This is a genomic window from Bradyrhizobium yuanmingense (assembly GCF_025200905.1).
Classification (GTDB): domain Bacteria; phylum Pseudomonadota; class Alphaproteobacteria; order Rhizobiales; family Xanthobacteraceae; genus Bradyrhizobium; species Bradyrhizobium yuanmingense.
Map to the genome: position 1 here is coordinate 6,896,751 of NZ_CP104173.1, position 17,743 is coordinate 6,914,493.

Consider the following 17,743-nt stretch of genomic DNA (forward strand, 5'->3'; position numbering starts at 1 on the left):
CCTTTGCGGAATGGTCCGGCCCGATTGATCCCGGTCGGGACCAACGAGAATTCCAAAGAGGTGCTCTATGAAGATTTCGGTTCTTGCCGCGCTGCTGCTCGCAGCTGCCGCCCTGCCTGCTGCCGCACAGTCCGGTCCATCTGTGCAGGAGCAAATGGCCTGCCGCGGCGACGCCAGCAAATTCTGCGCCGAGCATATCGGCAAGCCGCCGCAGATGAACGCCTGCCTGCGCGAGAACAAGTCGAAGCTGTCCGATTCCTGCCGCAAGGTGGTCGAATCGCGCGGAGGCTAGTCCTTGATCCTTCTCTCTTGGAAGAAGCCAGAGAGGGCGGCGCTCTGCCGCCCTCTCGAAAAAATGCCAAAGGCGCGCCGCTATTCCTGCATCATTTCGCCGCTTCCGCCGAACTCGGCGGGAAAATCCTTCAGCTTGGGCAGGCCATCGCGCATCGGCAGCACGGTCTCGGCATAGTTGACGTGGACGCTGGGCGTGAACGCGAGGGTGGGGATGGTGGCGGCGAAAACGTCGACCAGACCGAGCGGCGGATGGTTGGTCATGAGATGGCCACCGCACTTCCTGCAATATTTGCGCTGGCTGAGCGGCGTCTTGACGAAGGTCTCGACATTCTGAGCGCCTTCGATGATGCGCACGGCTTCCGGCTTCCAAAGGCTGAAAGCGTTGACCGGACCGCCCGACCACGAGCGGCAGGAGCGGCAATGGCAATAGCCCATCGCCTCCGGCGCGCCCGTGACCTCGACCGTGACCGCGCCGCAGAAGCAGTTTCCGACATGTTTCATTTGGACGTCTCCCTTTTTCTGATGGATCGTTATCGCGCGTCGGCGCCCCGCGCGCCGTTTCGATTGGATGCGCGGGGCTTGACCTAGACTATACCGACCGGCGCCAGGGAATAAGCATGGAGACGCGTTGCTTGTACTGCCGGTACTCGTCGCCGAAGAGATCGACGAGATCGCTCTCCTCCAGCGCGATGCCGACGAAGATGTAGAGCGTGGTCACGGCCGCGAACAAGAGATGACCCGCGGTCATGACTGGCGCCGCCCAGAACGCGATGATGAAACCGAGATAGATCGGATGGCGGACGAATTTGTAGAGCAGCGGCGTCTTGAAACGCGGCGGCTGCATTTCCTTGCCGACGAGATGATTCGTCACCTGATGCAGGCCGAACAGTTCGAAATGGTTGATGATGAAGGTCGAGGTGAACACCAGCACCCAGCCAGCGAAGGACAATGTGACCAGTGTCACGGCAAGATCGGGGTTCTCGACCTCCCATATGACCGCGGGTAGCGGACGCCACTGCCAGAACAGCAGGAGCAATGACAGGCTCGCGAACAGCACATACGTGCTTCGCTCGACCGGCTTGGGGACGAACTGCGTCCACCATGCCTTGAATTGTTGGCGCGCCATCACGCTGTGTTGAACCGCGAACAGCGACATCAGCAGCAGATTGATGACGACCGCGCGAACGACGGGCGCTTCGGCACCGGTATCGATGGTCTTGGGCACCATCACCCCCATGACGAAGCCGATCGCGTAGAGAATGGTGACGAAAAACACGAGATATGCCGCAATTCCGTACAGAAAGGCGATGAACCTGAAAATACGAGAGCCCGTAACCTCCGGGCCGAGAGAATGAACCTGATGATCAATTTGGGTCATGAAACACTCCGTTGTGCCGAGGCATCGACACGGTTTGGTCTTCGCACCATGCCGGATCGGACGTCCCGCGGCTTTCGCGGACGATTGATTTTCGCCTGAGACGACTTTGATTTTTGCTTGAGACGACGAGAACGTGCGATTTCGCTTTGAAAACAACGTGCTGGACGGTGACCTTCGGGAGCTCACTTGCGACGGGGAAACCGTTCCGTTGCAGCCGCAAGTGTTCGATCTCTTGCTTTATCTGGTCACGCAACGGGCGCGTGTGGTCAGTAAGGATGACCTGATCAGCCAGGTCTGGAACGACCGCATCGTCTCGGATTCCGCCCTCAACAGCCGGATCAACGCCGCGCGCAAGGCGCTCGGCGACGACGGCGCGAGCCAGCGCCTGATCAAGACCATTCCGCGCAAGGGCTTTCGGTTCGTCGGCGAGGTCCGGGAAGAGGTGGCGGCATCGCCCGCGCGGACCGAAGCCAGGCTCGCTCCCCCGCGCATGGCGGACCGCCCGGCGGTCGCGGTGCTCGCCTTCGAGAACAAGAGCGGGGATCCCGAGCAGGACTATTTCGGCGACGGGATCAGCGAGGACATCCTCACCGCGCTGTCGAAGCAGCGCTGGTTCATGGTGATCGCCCGTAACTCCTCCTTCACCTACAAGGGACGCGCGGTCCATATCAGGCAGATCGCCGAGGAGCTCGGCGTCCGCTACATCGTCGAAGGCAGCGTGCGCAAGACGGACAACCGGGTGCGCATCACCGCGCAGCTCAACGACGCCGTGTCGGGCGGTCATCTCTGGGCCGAGCGCTATGACCGCGAGCTCGTCGACGTCTTCGCCGTGCAGGACGAGATCACCAACGCGATCGCCGCCGCGATCGAGCCGCAGATCCACGCCGCCGAGAATTTCCGCAGCCGTCGTAAGCCGCCGGCGAGCCTCGACGCCTGGGACCTGTTGATGCGCGCGCTGTCGCATTATTGGCGCGTGACCCGGCAGGACCATGCGGCCGCGAAGGCGCTGCTCGCGCGCGCGATCGCGATCGATCCGGATTACGGCCAGGCGTTGTCGGTGCTGGCCGTGAACGACATGTTCGGCGTGCATCTCGGCTGGACCGAGCTGGCCGCGGTTGCGCCGTCCGCGGAAGCCGCCGCGCTCAAAGCGGTGCGCTGCGACCATGAGGACGCCTGGGCACATGCCGCGCTCGGCAGCGTCTGCTTCTCGACCCGCAGGCTCCCAGACGCGCTGTCCGAGTTCGAGCAGGCGCTCGCGCTCAATCCGAACTTCTCACTGGCGCAGGGCTATTACGCGCTGGCACTGTCCTATGCCGGACGCTCGAACGACTCGTTCGAGGCCGCGCAAAAGGCGATCCGGCTGTCGCCGCGCGATCCGTCATTGGCGATCTATCACGGTATCGCCGCCTATGCGCGCTTCACCGAACGGCACTATGGCGAGGCCATCGCGCTGGCGCGCGAGGCGATCCGCCACCGCGGCGATCTTACCGGCGCATACCGCGTGCTCGCCGTCTCCGCCGGCATGACCGGCGATGGCACGCTTGCGGAAATGGCACTCGGAGAGCTCCGCCGCACCCAGCCGGGCATCTCGCTGCACTGGATCGCGACGCAGCTGCCGTGGGCCAGTGAGCGAGATCGCGAACACTATCTGGAGGGATTCCGCCGCGCAGGCTTGCAGTGAGGCGTCTTACCCTCCCTGCAGGGCAAGCGCTAGGTTCGCTTCCGGCGTAAATGGACGACGACATCGAGCCGCGCGATCTCGTGGCCGGGAAGCGCCTCGGGCATCTTGGTGAAGGCGAGGCCCTCGGCCACGTCGACCAGCACGTCCTCGCCTTCGAGATAGAAGTGCGGATGCAGGGACGTGTCGGTGTCGAAGAACGACTTGATGCCGTCGGCCGCGATCCGGCGCAAGAGGCCCGCTTCGGTGAACTGGTTCAGCGTGTTGTAGACGGTGGCGAGCGACAGGTATGCGTTCGCAGCCATCGCTTCTGCGTAGAGACTTTCTGCGGTGACGTGACGATGGCCGCCCAGGAACAGCAGTCGGCCCAGCGCCACGCGCTGGCGTGTCGGGCGCAAGCCGGCATTGCCGAGCAATTGCAGGCAGTGCTGCACGCCCGCATCCGGCGACGGCTCAAGACCGGCGATATCGGGTCCGCCGTCGTCATCCGCAGGGATAGTCGTGGCCTGAATGTCCATCCATCGTCTCACGGCTCAAGCAAACGGGATGCGCAGCCGCGTCCCGCTACTTGCCATTCGATCGCAAAAGCGGCGGGCCGGCTTTGATCCGGATCAAATTTGGCGTCGACCGCCTCTGACCTGGCGCAAGGCGGGCCGGCTCATTCCCGGCCAGAATGCGCGGGCATAGATGAGGTTCGCATGTCCAAGCCGGTTCCCGACAAGGCAGAGGTCGCACTCGAATATCCCGACAAATTCTATGTCGGCACCTTCGAGCATTCGTCCCGCTTCGAGGCGAAGCTCGACGGCAGCGGCATTGCGCTGGTGCTGCAACATCCTGGTGCGGCCGATGAACGCAAATCGGTGCATCTGCACGTCAACTTCGGCCTGCTGGCCGGCATCCTGCGGGAGCTCGCCGGCAGCGTCGCCGCGCTTCCCAAGGACGACATCGCGCACCGCGAGCAGCTTGCAGAGGCGCTCGAGGAATTGCGGCGGGCGCTCGGCGCAAAATGACGGGCTGATGCTTTTGGTCGCAGGCGCGGACTTGTGCACTGCCCCGGCATGCTCTCATCACTTCTGAAGGCCGCCTGATCCCTCGGAGCTGGCCGATCTACCGTGCCGTCGCACAGGCGGAGAAACAGGACGAGCTGTACATTTTTTGTGCGAGCACTGTCGCGACTTTCATCTTGCCGCGCTGAACGGGACTGTGTGAGCCTCGATGGCGGATGGGGACTGGGATGGACCGACCGTCGCTTTGCGCGCGAGGGCGCGTGCGAAGCGTTTCCGGCTGGTCTCGCTTGAGAAAGATTACGACATGCCAAAACGAGTGTTGCTTGGTCTCCTCCTGGCTTGCGGCCTTGCGGCCCCTGCGCTGGCGCAAGAGCCGAAGACGGGGGGTGTGATCAATGCCGTGATTCAGCCCGAGCCGCCCGGCCTGATGCTTGCACAGGTCCAGAACGGCCCCACCCAGATGGTCTCGGGCAACATCTTCGAAGGCCTCTTGCGCTACAGCCCCAAGCTCGATCCCCTGCCGGAGCTCGCCGAGAGCTGGAGCGTCAGCGAGGACGCCAAGACCTACATCTTCAAGCTGAAGAAGGGCGTGACCTGGCACGACGGCAAGCCCTTCACCGCCGCCGACGTGCTGTTCTCGATCGAGATGCTGAAGCAGACCCATGCGCGCGCCCGCACCAATTTGGCGCAGGTCGACAAGGTCGAGACGCCGGACGATCATACGGTGGTCTTCACGCTGAAGCAGCCGTTCGGCCCGTTCCTCGGCATCTTCGAGGTCGGCTCGATGCCGATGGTGCCGAAGCATCTCTATGCAGGCACCGACTGGAAGACCAACCCCTACAACAACGCACCCATCGGCACCGGCCCATTCATGTTCAAGGAATGGCAGAAGGGCTCGTTCATCCGCCTGGTCAAGAATCCGAACTACCACGAAAAGGGCAAGCCCCATCTCGACGAGATCTACTGGCAGATCATCCCGGACGCCGCCGCGCGCTCGGTGGCTTACGAGACCGGCAAGGTCGACGTGCTGCCCGGCGGCTCGGTCGAGAATTTCGACGTGCCGCGGCTGTCCAAGCTGAAGGACACCTGCGTCACCGGCGCCGGCTGGGAATTCTTCTCGCCGCTGGCCTGGCTGTGGCTGAACAACCGCCAAGGTCCGCTCGCCGACAAGCGGGTGCGGCAGGCGATCATGTATGCGGTCGACCGCGACTTCGCCAAGGACGTGATCTGGAACGGGCTCGGCAAGGTCGCCACCGGCCCGTCGGCCTCGACCATCAAGTTCTATACCGATGACGTGAAGAAATACCCCTACGATCCGGCCAAGGCCAAGGCACTGCTGAAGGAAGCCGGCTACAAGGGCGAAAAGATCCGCCTGCTGCCGCTCGCCTATGGCGAGACCTGGCAGCGCTGGGGCGAAGCCGTCAAGCAGAACCTCCAGGATGTCGGCATGACCATCGAGACGATCGCCACCGACGTCGCCGGCGGCAACCAGAAGATCGCCGAGTGGGATTACGACATCGCCTTTACCTATCTCTACCAGTACGGCGACCCCGCGCTCGGAGTGGGACGCAACTACATCTCCAGCAACATCGCCAAGGGCCAGATGTTCAACAACGTCGAGGGTTACTCCAACCCGGATATCGACAAGCTGTTCGCCGAGGGCGCGGTTGCAACGCCGGATTCCAAGCGCAAGGAGATCTACGAGAAGGCGCAGAAGATCCTGGTCGAGGACGTGCCGGTGGCCTGGATGCTCGAGCTGCAATTTCCGACCATCATGCGCTGCAAGGTCAAGAACCTGATCACCACGGGGATCGGGGTCAATGACGGCTTCAAGGACGCATGGCTCGACAAGTGAAGCCTCTTACCTCTCTCCCCTGCGGGGAGAGGTCGAATGTGCGCATAGCGCACATTCGGGTGAGGGGGAGTCTCCACGAGTCCAACTGCTGATACGCTCGCGGGAAGTCCCCCTCACCCCAACCCTCTCCCCGCATCCGCCTTCGCCGAGGCTTCGGCGGACAAGAGCGGGGCGAGGGAGTCACTCCGTCTCCGTGGCGCCAGGTCACATCACCAATATGACTCACTAGATGCTCTCCTTCGTTGCTCAGCGTGTCCTGAAGGGCGTGATCGTCCTGCTCGCGATCGTCGTTCTCAATTTCTTCCTGATCCGCCTGGCGCCCGGCGATCCCGCGATCGTGATGGCGGGCGAGGCCGGGGCCAGCGATCAGGTCTTCGTCAAGCAGCTCCGGGAGAAGTTCGGGCTCGACAAGCCGCTGCCCGAGCAGCTCTTCATCTACGTCAAGGGCGTCGTCAGCCTCGACCTCGGCTTTTCCTTCCGCCAGCAGGCTCCGGTCGCAAAACTGATCGGCGAGCGGCTGCCGGCGACGCTGTTGTTGACGCTGACCGCCTTCGCGATCTCGCTCACGCTCGGCATCCTGTTCGGCACCTTCGCCGCGCGCTTTGCCGGAACCTTCCTCGACACCGCCATCACCGTGTTCGCTCTGATCTTCTACGCCATGCCGATCTTCTGGGTGGCGCTGATGGGCATCCTCCTGTTCTCGGTCACGATGGATTGGCTGCCGAGCTTCGGTTACGAGACGGTCGGGGCCAACCTCACCGGCCTTGCCCATGCGGTCGACGTCGCAAAGCACCTGATCATGCCGGCGATGACACTCGGCCTGTTCTTCATGGCGACCTACACCCGCATGACGCGCGCCTCGATGCTGGAGGTGAAACGCCTCGACTTCGTCAAGACGGCGCGCGCCAAGGGGCTCTCCGACGCCGTGATCCAGCGCCGCCACGTGCTGCGCAACGCGCTGCTGCCGGTGGTGACGCTCGCCGGCGTGCATTCCGGCACGCTGATCGGCGGCGCCGTCATCACCGAGACCGTGTTCGCCTGGCCCGGCATCGGGCGGCTGATGTACGACGCGCTGCTGCAGCGGGACTACAATCTGCTGCTCGGCGTGTTCGTGATCTGCTCCGCCATGGTCCTCACCTTCAACCTCATCACCGACCTCGTCTATCGCCTGGTCGATCCGCGGATCGAATACGCCGCATGAAACAGTTCTGGAAATCGATGCTGAAGAGCCCGAGCGGCGTCATCGGGCTCGTCATCCTCCTGGTTGCAATCTCTGTCGCGGTGTTCGGACCGATGCTGTTCCCGAACTCGCCCTGGCGCATGGTGCAGCGGCCGTTCCTGCCGCCGTTCACGCTCGGGGCCGTGCCGCTCGGCACCGACGCGCTCGGCCGCGACATCTTCGCCGGCATGATCTTCGGCGCCCGCGTCTCGCTGCTGGTCGGTCTCGTCTCCACGCTGGCGGCGCTGATCGTGGGCGTGCCGATCGGCGCCATGGCCGGTTATTTCGGCGGCAAGGTCGACGACGCCCTGATGCGCTTCACCGAGTTCTTCCAGACCATTCCGAGCTTCGCGCTCGCGATCGTGCTGGTCGCCATCCTGCAGCCCTCGATCTATTCGATCGTCGCCTCGATCGCGGTGGTGAGCTGGCCGCCGGTCGCTCGCCTCGTGCGCGGCGAGGTGCTGTCGCTGCGCACCCGCGAATATGTCCAGGCCGCCGTCGTCACCGGCCAGAGCAACAGCTGGATCATCCTGCGCGAGATCCTGCCCAACGCGTTGTCGCCCGTGATCGTGCTGGCCTCGTTGATGGTGGCCACCGCGATCCTGCTTGAATCCTCGCTGTCCTTCCTCGGCCTCGGCGATCCCAATCTGATCTCCTGGGGCTACATGGTCGGCGCCGGCCGCACCGTGATCCGGCAGGCCTGGTGGATCACCGTGTTTCCCGGCATCGCCATCCTGATCTCGGTGCTCGGGCTGAACCTGATCGGCGAAGGCCTCAACGATGCGCTCAATCCGCGCCTGTCGCGGGAGGGCCGCTGACGATGACCGCCTCGCCCGCCGTCTCCATCAGGAACTTGCGGATCGCGCTGCCCAAGGGCGCCGAGCGCCCCTTCGCGGTCGACGGTGTCTCGCTCGATCTGCAGCCCGGCAAGATCGTCTGCGTCGTCGGCGAGTCCGGCTCCGGCAAGTCGATGTGCGCGCATGCGCTGATGGGCCTTTTGCCGGATACGGTCTCGGTCACCTCTGGTGAAATCCAGTTCGAGGGCCGGGACCTGCTCAAGCTCGCTGACGACGGCTGGCGCGATCTGCGCGGCCGTCGGCTGGCGATGATCTTCCAGGAGCCGATGACCGCGCTCAATCCGTTGATGCGGATCGGCGACCAGATGGCGGAGATGTTCGAGGCGCACGGCCTGCTCACGCCGAAGGAGCGGCGGGCCAAGGCGCTGGCGCTGGCAAGCGAAGTCGGCCTGCCCGACCCTGAGCGCATCGTGCGCGCCTATCCGCACCAGCTCTCCGGCGGCCAACGCCAGCGCGCCATGATCGCGATGGCGCTCGCTCTCGAGCCCGCGGTGCTGGTCGCGGACGAGCCGACCACCGCGCTCGACGTCACCACGCAGGCCCAGATCCTGAAGCTGATCCGCAACCTCCAGCGGAGCCGCAACATGGCGGTGATGTTCATCACCCATGATTTCGGCGTGGTCGCCGACATCGCCGACCAGGTCGTGGTGCTCCGCCACGGCAAGGTCGTGGAGGAAGGTCCGGCCGCGGCCATCTTCAACGAGCCGCAGCACGACTACACCAAGGCATTGCTTGCCGCCGTGCCCTCGATGGATCCGCCGCCGCGAGAGCCATTGGACGATCGGGCCAAGGCCGTCGAGGTGATCGGGCTGGACAAGACCTACGTCACGTCGGGCGGCTGGTTCCGCCAGGCCCGCCGCGTCGATGCGGCGCGCGCGGTCAACTTCAACATCCTCAAGGGCGAGACGCTCGGCCTCGTCGGTGAATCCGGCTCGGGCAAGTCGTCGGTAGCGCGCTTGGTGATGCGACTGATCGAAGCCGACCGCGGCACGGTGCGGATCGGCGAGACCGACCTGACCTCGCTTTCCGGCAAGGCGCTGCGCGGCGAGCGCCATCGCATCCAGATGATCTTCCAGGATCCGTTCGCCTCGCTCAATCCGCGCCGCAAGATCGGCCACATCATCGCCGACGGGCCGATCGCAGCCGGGACCGATCCGAAGGTGGCGTTCGACCGCGCCCGCGAGCTCCTCAAGATGGTGGGCCTGGACGCCGGCGCGCTCGAGCGCTATCCGCATGAATTCTCCGGCGGCCAGCGCCAGCGCATCGGCATTGCCCGCGCGCTCGCGCTCGAGCCGGAGATCATCGTCGCGGATGAAGCCGTCTCGGCGCTCGACGTCTCGGTGCAGGCGCAGGTGTTGAAGCTCCTGGAAGATCTCAAGGCGCGCCTTGGCTTGTCGATGCTGTTCATCACCCACGATCTGCGCGTCGCGGCCCAGATCTGCGACCGTATCGCGGTGATGCAGCGCGGCGCCATCGTCGAGCTGAAGCCGACGGCGCAACTCTTCGCCGCGCCCGAGCACGCCTATACGCGCGAATTGCTCGCAGCCATGCCCGGACGGAAGGAGCACGCGCCGGCGGCCTGAGGCGGCTCATCCTCGTTCATTGATTTCCGTGATGGTTCCAAAAACTTGCACGCCGAGCAAGGCGAAACATATTCGATTCAGCGGCATTTGCTTTCGTGAGATCATCCTTGCTCATGTCGGCAAGGGGTGACTTGACGCCATAATCGCTCGTCGCGGCTGGCGCCGTACAACGAACGTGGTGTGATGGGCAGCTCAACAACCCAGCAAGCAAGACGCACCGGGATGCTGGGAACTGCGCAGCCTGGTCACGCGCTTTTTATCCAGTCGTGACCGGACCGGCCGCTTCAAAGCTTAAGGGCATGACCATAGATGACGTTTGAATGATCGACGTCATCTCATGACGGACTCACACTGATATTCGGAGCCAACATGGGCGAAGTTATTCGATTTGTCTCGAAGTCCGAGCGCGAGCGAACGCGTCTCATCCAGGAAGCGCGGGCGATCTACGACAGCATCTTCCCGCCGGTCGATCCGACGGACGAGGGCCAGGGAAAGCCGGCGATCCGTCGCCCGTTCATCGGCCGCGACGGAGGTAACGTATCGTGATCAAGATCATCGCCGTGCTTTGCAGCCTCGCCTCTCCCTCCAATTGTCACGAGCAGATCGTCACCACGTCGGACTTTGCGCAAATTTCGGTGCAGGCCTGCCTGATGGGCGCGCCGCAGCTTGCCGAATGGATGAACCAGCATCCGGCCGAGCGCCTGGCGGCCTGGCGCTGCGTGATCGGAGACCAGGGGCGCCGGGGAATCTAGCGAGGCGGATTCCCCTCCGACAAATCAAGGCGACCCACAAATCACGGAGTGACGCCAGTCCATTGCCGGTCTACCCTCCCTGTTCGAAAATGAGGGGGAAGCCGGATGGAGGTCGCCAGCCTCGTTCTTCCCGTATTCGCGATCATCGTCACCGGCTGGCTCGCCGGCGAGCTCGGCTATCTCTCGCGGGCGCTGGCCGATGCCCTGGTGCATTTCGCCTACAACGTGGCGATGCCGGCGCTGTTGATTGTCACGATCGCCCAGGAGCCGGCGCGCAATCTCCTGGAATGGCGTTTTCTGCTCGCCTTCGGCGGCGGCTCGCTGATCTGCTTCGCGCTCGTGTTCGTGCCGGTCCGCGCAGGCGGCAAACACGACCTCGCCAGCAGCACCATTCACGGGATGGCGGCGGCGATGACCAACACCGGGTTCGTTGCGCTGCCGATCCTGCATGCGATCTACGGCCAACCCGCCGTCCTGCCCGCGGCCGTCGCGACGGTGTTCGTGGCCGCGGTGATGTTTCCGATCACGGTGATCCTGCTGGAAAAGCGCGATGCACGCGGGGCCTCCGTGGGCTCTATGGGACTGGCAAAGCAGATCCTGCTCAATCCCATGGTGCTGTCGACGTTCATCGGCCTCACCTGGGCGGTGACGGGACTGCCGATTCCGGCACCGGTCGCGGCCTATCTCAACATGATCGCTGCCGCGCTCACGCCGTGCGCGCTGTTCGCCATTGGGCTTGGCCTGTCCATCGAGGGCTTGCGGTCCAACCTGAAAGCGTCGTTTGCGCTCGCGGCGGTGAAACTGGTGGTCATGCCGCTCATCGTCTACGGGCTTTGCGTCGTGATCGGCCTCACCCCTCTCTACACGGTTGCGGCGGTCATCTGCGCGGCCGTGCCGACGGCGAAAACCGTCTACGTCCTCGCACATGAACACAAGGTCGAGGAGAAGCTGGTTGCGGCCACGGTCTCGATCACGACGATGATGTCGGTCGCGACATTGCTCATCGCGCTTTATCTGCTCTCGGGATCGGCGAGCGGCATGCGTTGATCCGCCAGTGGCCTCCACCTTGCCGGAGCCCTCTATCTCGTGGTGTTGCTCCAGGTGGGAGCCGAGTTGGTCACGCCGACCGAGGGCCAATTGTATGATCCGATCGACGGCGCGGTGACAGTGCCAACCGTCTGTCCCGACGATCCGTAGGCCGCCCTCGGTTGCGCGGCCGGCGCTCCGGCTCCGCCATAGGTCGGAGCCACCACACCAGTGCTGTATTGCCGGCTGGACCGGACCTTTTTCGCCTCAGCTGCGAATGATGCGGCAAGCAGTCCCGTCGTGATCAGCGCGGAAATGGCGAGTCTGATGGTTTTCATGGCTGATCCCTTCACCCGTTGCGCGCCCCGATATGCCAAGTGTTCATGTATCGGCAAATTTCCATGGGTTCTCCCTTCATAACTCCGTGTGCGGACGAAGGTGCCGGAGCGCGGCGGACTCACACCGTCTTCGGATGGACCCGAATCAGCGCTAGTGCATTGCTTTCAGTGACTTCCCTGGACGCAAGCATGACCGGCGCCGAACTGAAGCAGCTTCGCAACGACCTCTCCGATGCCCTCGAGCGCAAGCTCAGCGCGGCCGACATGGCCAAGCTTTGCGGACTGCCGGAAAGAGGCGGCGCCGACACCATCCGGCGCTGGGAGGTCAGCGGCCCGACGCCGGAGGGGACCAGGATACTGCGCGTGCTCGCGATGGCGAGCGAGCGCTATCCGATCCTGGAGAAGTTCGACATCTTCGATCGACACGACGTGCGTGAGGAAGACAGGCCGGCAAAGCGCGCCGCCTTTCGCGCGCAGATGCGCGATGAGGCACGGCGGCGTCTTGGTTAACGCAAGGCGCGCGCAAGTTACCGACAGAGTGCGCCGTTAAGCCTTCCTTCACCACTTCTTAAGTTGCCATTAAGCACGAAAATCATTTACGGCCCAACAAGTTACGTTGGCCGTCGCTGTGCCACGGATGTGACAGCATTTTCGTCAAAAGCGAGCTATCTGCAAAACCAATGCGGCGCAGAAAACGCGCCTGCCGGGGACCTTACGTGTTGGAGTTCAAGACGATGAAGAAGATTCTGTTTGCGACCGTGGCGCTGCTCGTGTTGGGCGCGGCTGCGCCGGCCGTCGGTGCCGATCTCGGCAACCGCAATTATTACAAGACGCCCGCGCCGGCCTACGCCGCGCCGATCTACAATTGGACGGGCTTCTATCTCGGCGCCCATGTCGGCGGCGCGTTCTCCAGCGACAACAATTTCAATGGCCTTTCCACCGGCAACAACGGCAACGGCCGCTTCCTCGGCGGCGTGCAGGTCGGTGCGGACTGGCAGTTCCACCCGAACTTCGTGGTCGGCGTCGAAGGCCAGTATTCCTGGCTCTCCGGCAGCGTCGGCGCCGTGTTCCCGGGCGGCATCGCCTACACCAACGACCAGCGCGGCCTCGGCTCGATCACGGGCCGCGTCGGCTACACCTGGGGTCCCGGCCTGGTCTATGTGAAGGGCGGCTACGCCTATTCGGACAACAACGAGAGGGTCACCGTCGGCGGCGTGCCGGCCGCCTTCGTCATCACCGGCGATCACCGCAACGGCTACACCGTCGGCGCCGGCCTCGAATACATGTTCGCCCCGAACTGGTCGGCCAAGGCCGAGTACCAGTACTACAATTTCGGCGACGCCAGCTTCACTGCCGGTCCGCTCGCCGGCACCGGCGCCTTCACCACCGACGACCATACCTTCAAGGCGGGCGTCAACTACCGCTTCAACTGGGCGAGCCCGGCCATGGCGCGCTACTGATCGGTTACCAGGACCTTATCAAGATGAAGGGGCCGGCCTCGTTGCCGGCCCCTCTTTTTTCGCTCTGCGGAACAACGTCAACCGATTGGGCTCATTGCGATTCCTTAACCGGTGCTGCCGATACTGCAGCCACAAATAGAAGAACATTGGGGGAATTTTCGATGCCGATCCGTTTGGGCCTTGGCCGCTTCCTTGGCAGTTTCCGTCCGCGTTTCAAAATGCCCAAATGGGGCGTGCGCGGCAGCCTGTTCGCGGCGTTTGCGGTCATCGCGGGCATGGGCCTCGTGATCGCGGCCGGCGCCGGCCTTGCGCTGCAGAATCTCGGCGGACGCATGACTGAACTGAGCGGACGGGACATTCCGCGCCTTTCCGCCAGCCTGCAATTGTCGGCGCTGAGTGCGAGCCTCGCGGCGCAGGGACCGGCCCTGCTTGCGGCGCAGAGCGAGGACGCTCTGAACGAGCGCACCAAGAAACTCAGGGAATTACAGGAGCAGACGCAGCAGAAGCTCAACGAGATCATCGAGCTCGGCGGCGACAAGAGCGTCGTCTCCGGGCTCAGCGAGACGATGAAGAGCATCAACGAGGCGGCTCAGAGCCTGACGAAAGCCGCCCGCGAACGGCTCGACATCGCGGCGCTGCACGACAAGCAATATGACGCGCTTCGCGCCGCGCAGGGCGCGTTCGTCGGCGCAGCGAGTCCGGCGATGCTGGACGCGCAGACCCGCGTCAATGCCATTCTCGGTTCAGCCGACCTGTCAGCCGCAGACGCGACCGACGCCGCGCAGACCGTCGGTCAGCTCGGCAACGTCGTCGCCAGCGGTAATCTCGCCGCCGCCAACATGAGCGCGGCGCTGTCGGCGAACACCAGCGACAAGCTCGATGACATCCAGAAGGAATTCAAGACGGCGCAGGGGCGCCTGCGGTCGAACCTCGATCTGTTGCCGGACAACCAGGGCAACAAGATGCTGCGCGACACCGCGGAAAAGCTGCTCGCGCTCGGCACCGGCAAGACCGGCGTGTTCAATCTGCGCGAGAAAGAGCTCGACTCCATCGACTACGGCCAGACCATCCTGGACGAGACCCGCAAGCTCAATGTCGGGCTCGGCATCAGCGTGCAGCAGCTCGTCGACGGCGTGCAGAAAGAGACCAACACCTCGACCTTCCAGGCGCGGCAGGAGATTTCGCTCGCGACGTCGGTCATGCTGGGCTTGGGCGCGCTGATGCTGGTCGGCTCGGCGCTGTTCGTCTGGCTCTATGTCGGCCGTAACATCCTGCGCCGGATCGGCGCCTTGCAGCAGTCGATGCAGCTGCTCGCGAACGGGGATCTCGAAACCGAGATCTACCGCTCGAAGAATCACAACGACGAAATCTCGGTGATGGCGAACACGCTGCAGGTGTTCCGGGAGAGCATGATCGAGACCCGCGCGCTGACGAGCGAGCAGGACAAGGACCGTATCGCCAAGGCCGAGCGCGCCGCGCGCATGGAGGCGAAGATCGCCCAGTTCGAAAGCACGGTGCGCTCCGCGCTCGATAATCTGGCCCAATCGGCCAATTCGATGCAATCGACCGCGCAGAGCATGTCGAACACCGCCGACCAGTCCAACGCGCTGGTCAACGCGGTCGCCTCCGCGGCGGAAGAGACGTCGGTCAACGTGCAGACCGTCTCGGCCGGCACCGAGCAGCTGTCCTCCTCGATCCAGGAGATCAGCCGTCAGGTCGTGACCTCCGCCGAGATCGCCAAAAAGGCGGTCGACGAAGCGGGAGCGACCGACGCCACGGTGCAGAGCCTTGCCGACAGCGCGAGCCGCATCAGCGTCGTCGTCGACCTGATCCAGACCATTGCCTCGCAGACCAATCTGCTCGCGCTCAACGCCACCATCGAGGCGGCGCGCGCCGGCGAGGCCGGCCGCGGCTTCGCGGTGGTTGCCTCCGAGGTGAAGAGCCTGGCGAGCCAGACCGCCAAGGCGACCGACGAGATCCGCACCCAGATCGCCAGCATGCAGTCAGTCACGACCTCCGCGGTCGGCGCCATCCAGGGCATCGGCCGGATCATCGGCGAGATCAACGACGTCACCACCACGATCGCAGCGGCGGTCGAGGAGCAGGGCGCCGCGACGCGCGAAATCGCCCGCAACATCCAGCATGCCGCCGGCGGCACCAGCGAGGTCTCCAGCAACATCGTCGGCGTCTCCACCGCGTCCGCCGAAGCCGGCGCTGCGGCCACCGAGGTGCTGGGCGCTTCGGACGCGTTGCGCCGCGAGGCCGATATGCTGCGCGGGGAGATCGACGCCTTCCTCAACGACATGCGGGCGGCGTAAGGCCCTGTCCTGTAGCCTGGATGGAGCGTAGCGCAATCCGGGCTACGGAAAACTGCCTCGGTATGACCGCCATGCTGTCGCCGCCCAGCATCCTTTTTCGGCTGGCGCCCCGCGCGCGCTGGGTTTAAGCCGATAGCATGAGCTCGAAAACCGACACCCCGCAGTCCTCGGCCGAGGCCCTGCGCTACCCCTGGGAACAGCATCCCGGCCCCGAACAGGTGGTCGAGGTGCGGCCCGGCGTGTTGTGGGCGCGGCTGAAGCTGCCGTTCCGCCTCAACCACGTGAACATCTACCTGCTCGCCGATGGCGACGGCTATGCGATGATCGATGCCGGCTTCGGCAACGAGGAGACGATCGAGGCCTGGACGAAGCTGTTCGACGGACCGCTGAAAGGCGTCAACATCACGCGCCTGATCGTCACCCACTCCCACCCGGATCATGTCGGCCTCGCCGGTTGGATCGTCGAGCGGTTCGGCTGCCCGCTGGTGATGTCGCAGGTCGAATATCTGCAATCGGTCTATCACCAGAACCGCGGCACCGAGGAGCGGCGCGAGGCGCAGCGGCTGTTCTTCCGCCGCCATGGCATGGACGAGTCGCTCACCGAAAAGCTGCTCGGCCGCGGCCAGGACTATCTGAAGCGCGTCTCGGTGCTGCCGCCGTCCTACCGCCGCATCTCGCATGGCGACGACGTCGTGATCGGCACGCGCCGCTTCAAGGTCATCACCGGCGGCGGCCACGCCCTCGACCAGGTGATGCTGTATTGCGCCGACGACAAGCTGTTCCTCTCCGCCGACCAGGTGCTGAGCAAGATCTCGCCGAATGTCAGCGTCTGGGCGGTCGAGCCCGACCAGAACTCGCTCGGCGAATATCTGGCCTCGCTCGCCAGCCTGACCACGACGCTGCCCTATGACGTGCTGGTGCTGCCCGGCCATGGCGTGCCATTCTACGGATTGAAGACCCGCATCAAGCAGCTCGCCGACCACCACGAAGAGCGCTGCCGATTGATCGCGGAAGCCTGCCGTGAGGTGCCGCAAACCTCGCGCGCTCTGGTGCCCGTGGTGTTCAACAAGCACGTGCTGGACGAGCACCAGATGGGCTTTGCCGCCGGCGAGCTCGTCGCCCACGTCAACTACATGATCGTCGAGGGCCGCCTCACGCCCGAGATGCAGGACGGCGTGCTGCAGTTTCGGACGACGTGAGTTATTCGCCTCTCCCCGCCTGCGGGGAGAGGCCGACACGCGAAGCGTGGCGGGTGAGGGGGAGTCTCCGCGAGTCCAACTCTCACCATCATTGCCGAAACAGCCCCTCACCCCAACCCTCTCCCCGTAAGAACGGGGCGAGGGAGCAGACCTCCGGCGCGGCTGGCGCCTCACTTCATATTCGCGATCGCGTGCAGCGCCGCGATGTAGCCGAACGGCCCGAGCCCGCAGATCACGCCGGTCGCCACGTACGAGATCTTGGAGTGCCGGTGATATTCGTCACGGGCGTGGATGTTGGAGATGTGCACCTCCAGCACCGGACCCTCGAACGTCTTGATCGCGTCCATGATCGAGACCGAGGTGAAGGAGAGGCCGGCCGGATTGATGACGATGGCCTCGGCGTCCTGCCGCGCCGACTGGATCAGATCAACCAGCACGCCCTCGTGGTTGGACTGGTGGAAGGCGAGCTTGAGGCCGAGCCTGGCGGCCGCGTCCTCGCAGCTCGCGTTGACCTCCGCGAGCGTCGTCGTGCCGTAGATGTGCGGCTCGCGGATGCCGAGCATGTTGAGGTTGGGGCCGTTGAGGATCATCACGCGCTTCATGGAAGGGTCCTTTCGAGAGCCTGGTTGAGCAAGGAAAGCGCGCGCCGGGCTGCGACGGAAGACCATAGGCTGGGTCGCCCCGGCAGATGGTGCAGAGCAGCATTATATGTCGCGCAGGATTGATCGGGATCAAACTGAGACGCGCCGGATAGGGCATTTTGCCCAAATGCCCCACAG

Annotated in this window: 19 protein-coding genes; 14 read left to right on the plus strand and 5 right to left on the minus strand. The window is 64.2% G+C overall.

What is annotated here, in order from left to right:
* The first annotated feature begins 67 nt into the window (after window positions 1–67).
* The gene (locus N2605_RS31995) at window positions 68–292 is read left to right on the plus strand and encodes a hypothetical protein (protein ID WP_036020653.1); all 225 of its coding nucleotides are present in this window, start codon (window positions 68–70) and stop codon (window positions 290–292) included.
* Between the two features lie 80 nt (window positions 293–372).
* On the opposite strand, the gene N2605_RS32000 is transcribed toward N2605_RS31995, so the two are convergent.
* Complete coding sequence (locus N2605_RS32000) at window positions 373–795, minus strand: GFA family protein (protein ID WP_035996716.1); 423 nt, start codon at window positions 793–795, stop codon at window positions 373–375.
* An 88-nt stretch (window positions 796–883) separates the two neighbouring features.
* Entirely contained in the window at window positions 884–1,672 is a 789-nt protein-coding gene (gene mddA, locus N2605_RS32005) for a methanethiol S-methyltransferase (protein WP_035996713.1), read from the minus strand.
* A 133-nt stretch (window positions 1,673–1,805) separates the two neighbouring features.
* Here mddA and N2605_RS32010 point away from each other — a divergent pair, with 133 nt between their 5' ends.
* The gene (locus N2605_RS32010; RefSeq protein ID WP_260344892.1) at window positions 1,806–3,353 is read left to right on the plus strand and encodes a winged helix-turn-helix domain-containing tetratricopeptide repeat protein; all 1,548 of its coding nucleotides are present in this window, start codon (window positions 1,806–1,808) and stop codon (window positions 3,351–3,353) included.
* A gap of 29 nt (window positions 3,354–3,382) precedes the next feature.
* Here N2605_RS32010 and irr read toward each other — a convergent pair whose 3' ends face one another.
* Window positions 3,383–3,868 carry a Fur family transcriptional regulator Irr gene (irr, locus tag N2605_RS32015; RefSeq protein WP_035996708.1) on the minus strand — a complete coding sequence of 162 codons (486 nt, stop codon included), beginning with the start codon at window positions 3,866–3,868 and terminating at the stop codon, window positions 3,383–3,385.
* Window positions 3,869–4,048: 180 nt separating this feature from the next.
* Here irr and N2605_RS32020 point away from each other — a divergent pair, with 180 nt between their 5' ends.
* The 8 genes from N2605_RS32020 to N2605_RS32055 all read left to right on the plus strand — a co-directional run bounded on the left by N2605_RS32020 (window position 4,049) and on the right by N2605_RS32055 (window position 11,670).
* Window positions 4,049–4,360, plus strand: a complete 312-nt coding sequence (locus tag N2605_RS32020) for a hypothetical protein (RefSeq protein ID WP_260344894.1) — start codon at window positions 4,049–4,051, stop codon at window positions 4,358–4,360.
* 301 nt (window positions 4,361–4,661) lie between these two features.
* Window positions 4,662–6,212, plus strand: coding sequence for an ABC transporter substrate-binding protein (locus N2605_RS32025; protein WP_035996790.1), 1,551 nt, complete (start codon window positions 4,662–4,664; stop codon window positions 6,210–6,212).
* Window positions 6,213–6,441: 229 nt separating this feature from the next.
* Complete coding sequence (locus tag N2605_RS32030; RefSeq protein ID WP_057028407.1) at window positions 6,442–7,413, plus strand: ABC transporter permease; 972 nt, start codon at window positions 6,442–6,444, stop codon at window positions 7,411–7,413.
* Window positions 7,410–8,249, plus strand: coding sequence for an ABC transporter permease (locus N2605_RS32035; RefSeq protein WP_035996700.1), 840 nt, complete (start codon window positions 7,410–7,412; stop codon window positions 8,247–8,249). Before N2605_RS32030 ends, N2605_RS32035 begins: the two co-directional genes overlap by 4 nt.
* Before the next feature lie 2 nt (window positions 8,250–8,251).
* A complete protein-coding gene (locus N2605_RS32040; protein WP_260344898.1) occupies window positions 8,252–9,871 on the plus strand; it encodes an ABC transporter ATP-binding protein in 1,620 nt (539 codons plus the stop codon).
* Window positions 9,872–10,240: 369 nt separating this feature from the next.
* Complete coding sequence (locus N2605_RS32045) at window positions 10,241–10,417, plus strand: hypothetical protein (RefSeq protein WP_192893053.1); 177 nt, start codon at window positions 10,241–10,243, stop codon at window positions 10,415–10,417.
* A complete protein-coding gene (locus tag N2605_RS32050) occupies window positions 10,414–10,623 on the plus strand; it encodes a hypothetical protein (protein WP_035996696.1) in 210 nt (69 codons plus the stop codon). The genes N2605_RS32045 and N2605_RS32050 overlap by 4 nt, the downstream gene beginning before the upstream one ends.
* 105 nt (window positions 10,624–10,728) lie before the next feature.
* Entirely contained in the window at window positions 10,729–11,670 is a 942-nt protein-coding gene (locus N2605_RS32055) for an AEC family transporter (protein ID WP_260344901.1), read from the plus strand.
* A gap of 32 nt (window positions 11,671–11,702) precedes the next feature.
* On the opposite strand, the gene N2605_RS32060 is transcribed toward N2605_RS32055, so the two are convergent.
* Window positions 11,703–11,987: a hypothetical protein gene (locus N2605_RS32060; RefSeq protein ID WP_036040247.1), complete on the minus strand. Its 285-nt coding sequence runs from the start codon at window positions 11,985–11,987 to the stop codon at window positions 11,703–11,705.
* A gap of 189 nt (window positions 11,988–12,176) precedes the next feature.
* Here N2605_RS32060 and N2605_RS32065 point away from each other — a divergent pair, with 189 nt between their 5' ends.
* The 4 genes from N2605_RS32065 (at window position 12,177) to N2605_RS32080 (ending at window position 16,964) form a co-directional block, all read left to right on the plus strand.
* Window positions 12,177–12,497: a hypothetical protein gene (locus tag N2605_RS32065; protein ID WP_035996689.1), complete on the plus strand. Its 321-nt coding sequence runs from the start codon at window positions 12,177–12,179 to the stop codon at window positions 12,495–12,497.
* Window positions 12,498–12,721: 224 nt separating this feature from the next.
* On the plus strand, window positions 12,722–13,447 hold the full coding sequence (locus tag N2605_RS32070) for an outer membrane protein (RefSeq protein ID WP_035996788.1): 726 nt from the start codon (window positions 12,722–12,724) through the stop codon (window positions 13,445–13,447).
* A gap of 161 nt (window positions 13,448–13,608) precedes the next feature.
* A complete protein-coding gene (locus tag N2605_RS32075; protein ID WP_074447650.1) occupies window positions 13,609–15,765 on the plus strand; it encodes a methyl-accepting chemotaxis protein in 2,157 nt (718 codons plus the stop codon).
* 137 nt (window positions 15,766–15,902) lie between these two features.
* Complete coding sequence (locus tag N2605_RS32080) at window positions 15,903–16,964, plus strand: MBL fold metallo-hydrolase (RefSeq protein WP_035996672.1); 1,062 nt, start codon at window positions 15,903–15,905, stop codon at window positions 16,962–16,964.
* A gap of 170 nt (window positions 16,965–17,134) precedes the next feature.
* Here the strand turns inward: N2605_RS32080 and aroQ are convergent, their stop codons facing one another.
* Window positions 17,135–17,566: a type II 3-dehydroquinate dehydratase gene (gene aroQ / locus N2605_RS32085; protein ID WP_036020614.1), complete on the minus strand. Its 432-nt coding sequence runs from the start codon at window positions 17,564–17,566 to the stop codon at window positions 17,135–17,137.
* Between the last annotated feature and the right edge of the window lie 177 nt (window positions 17,567–17,743).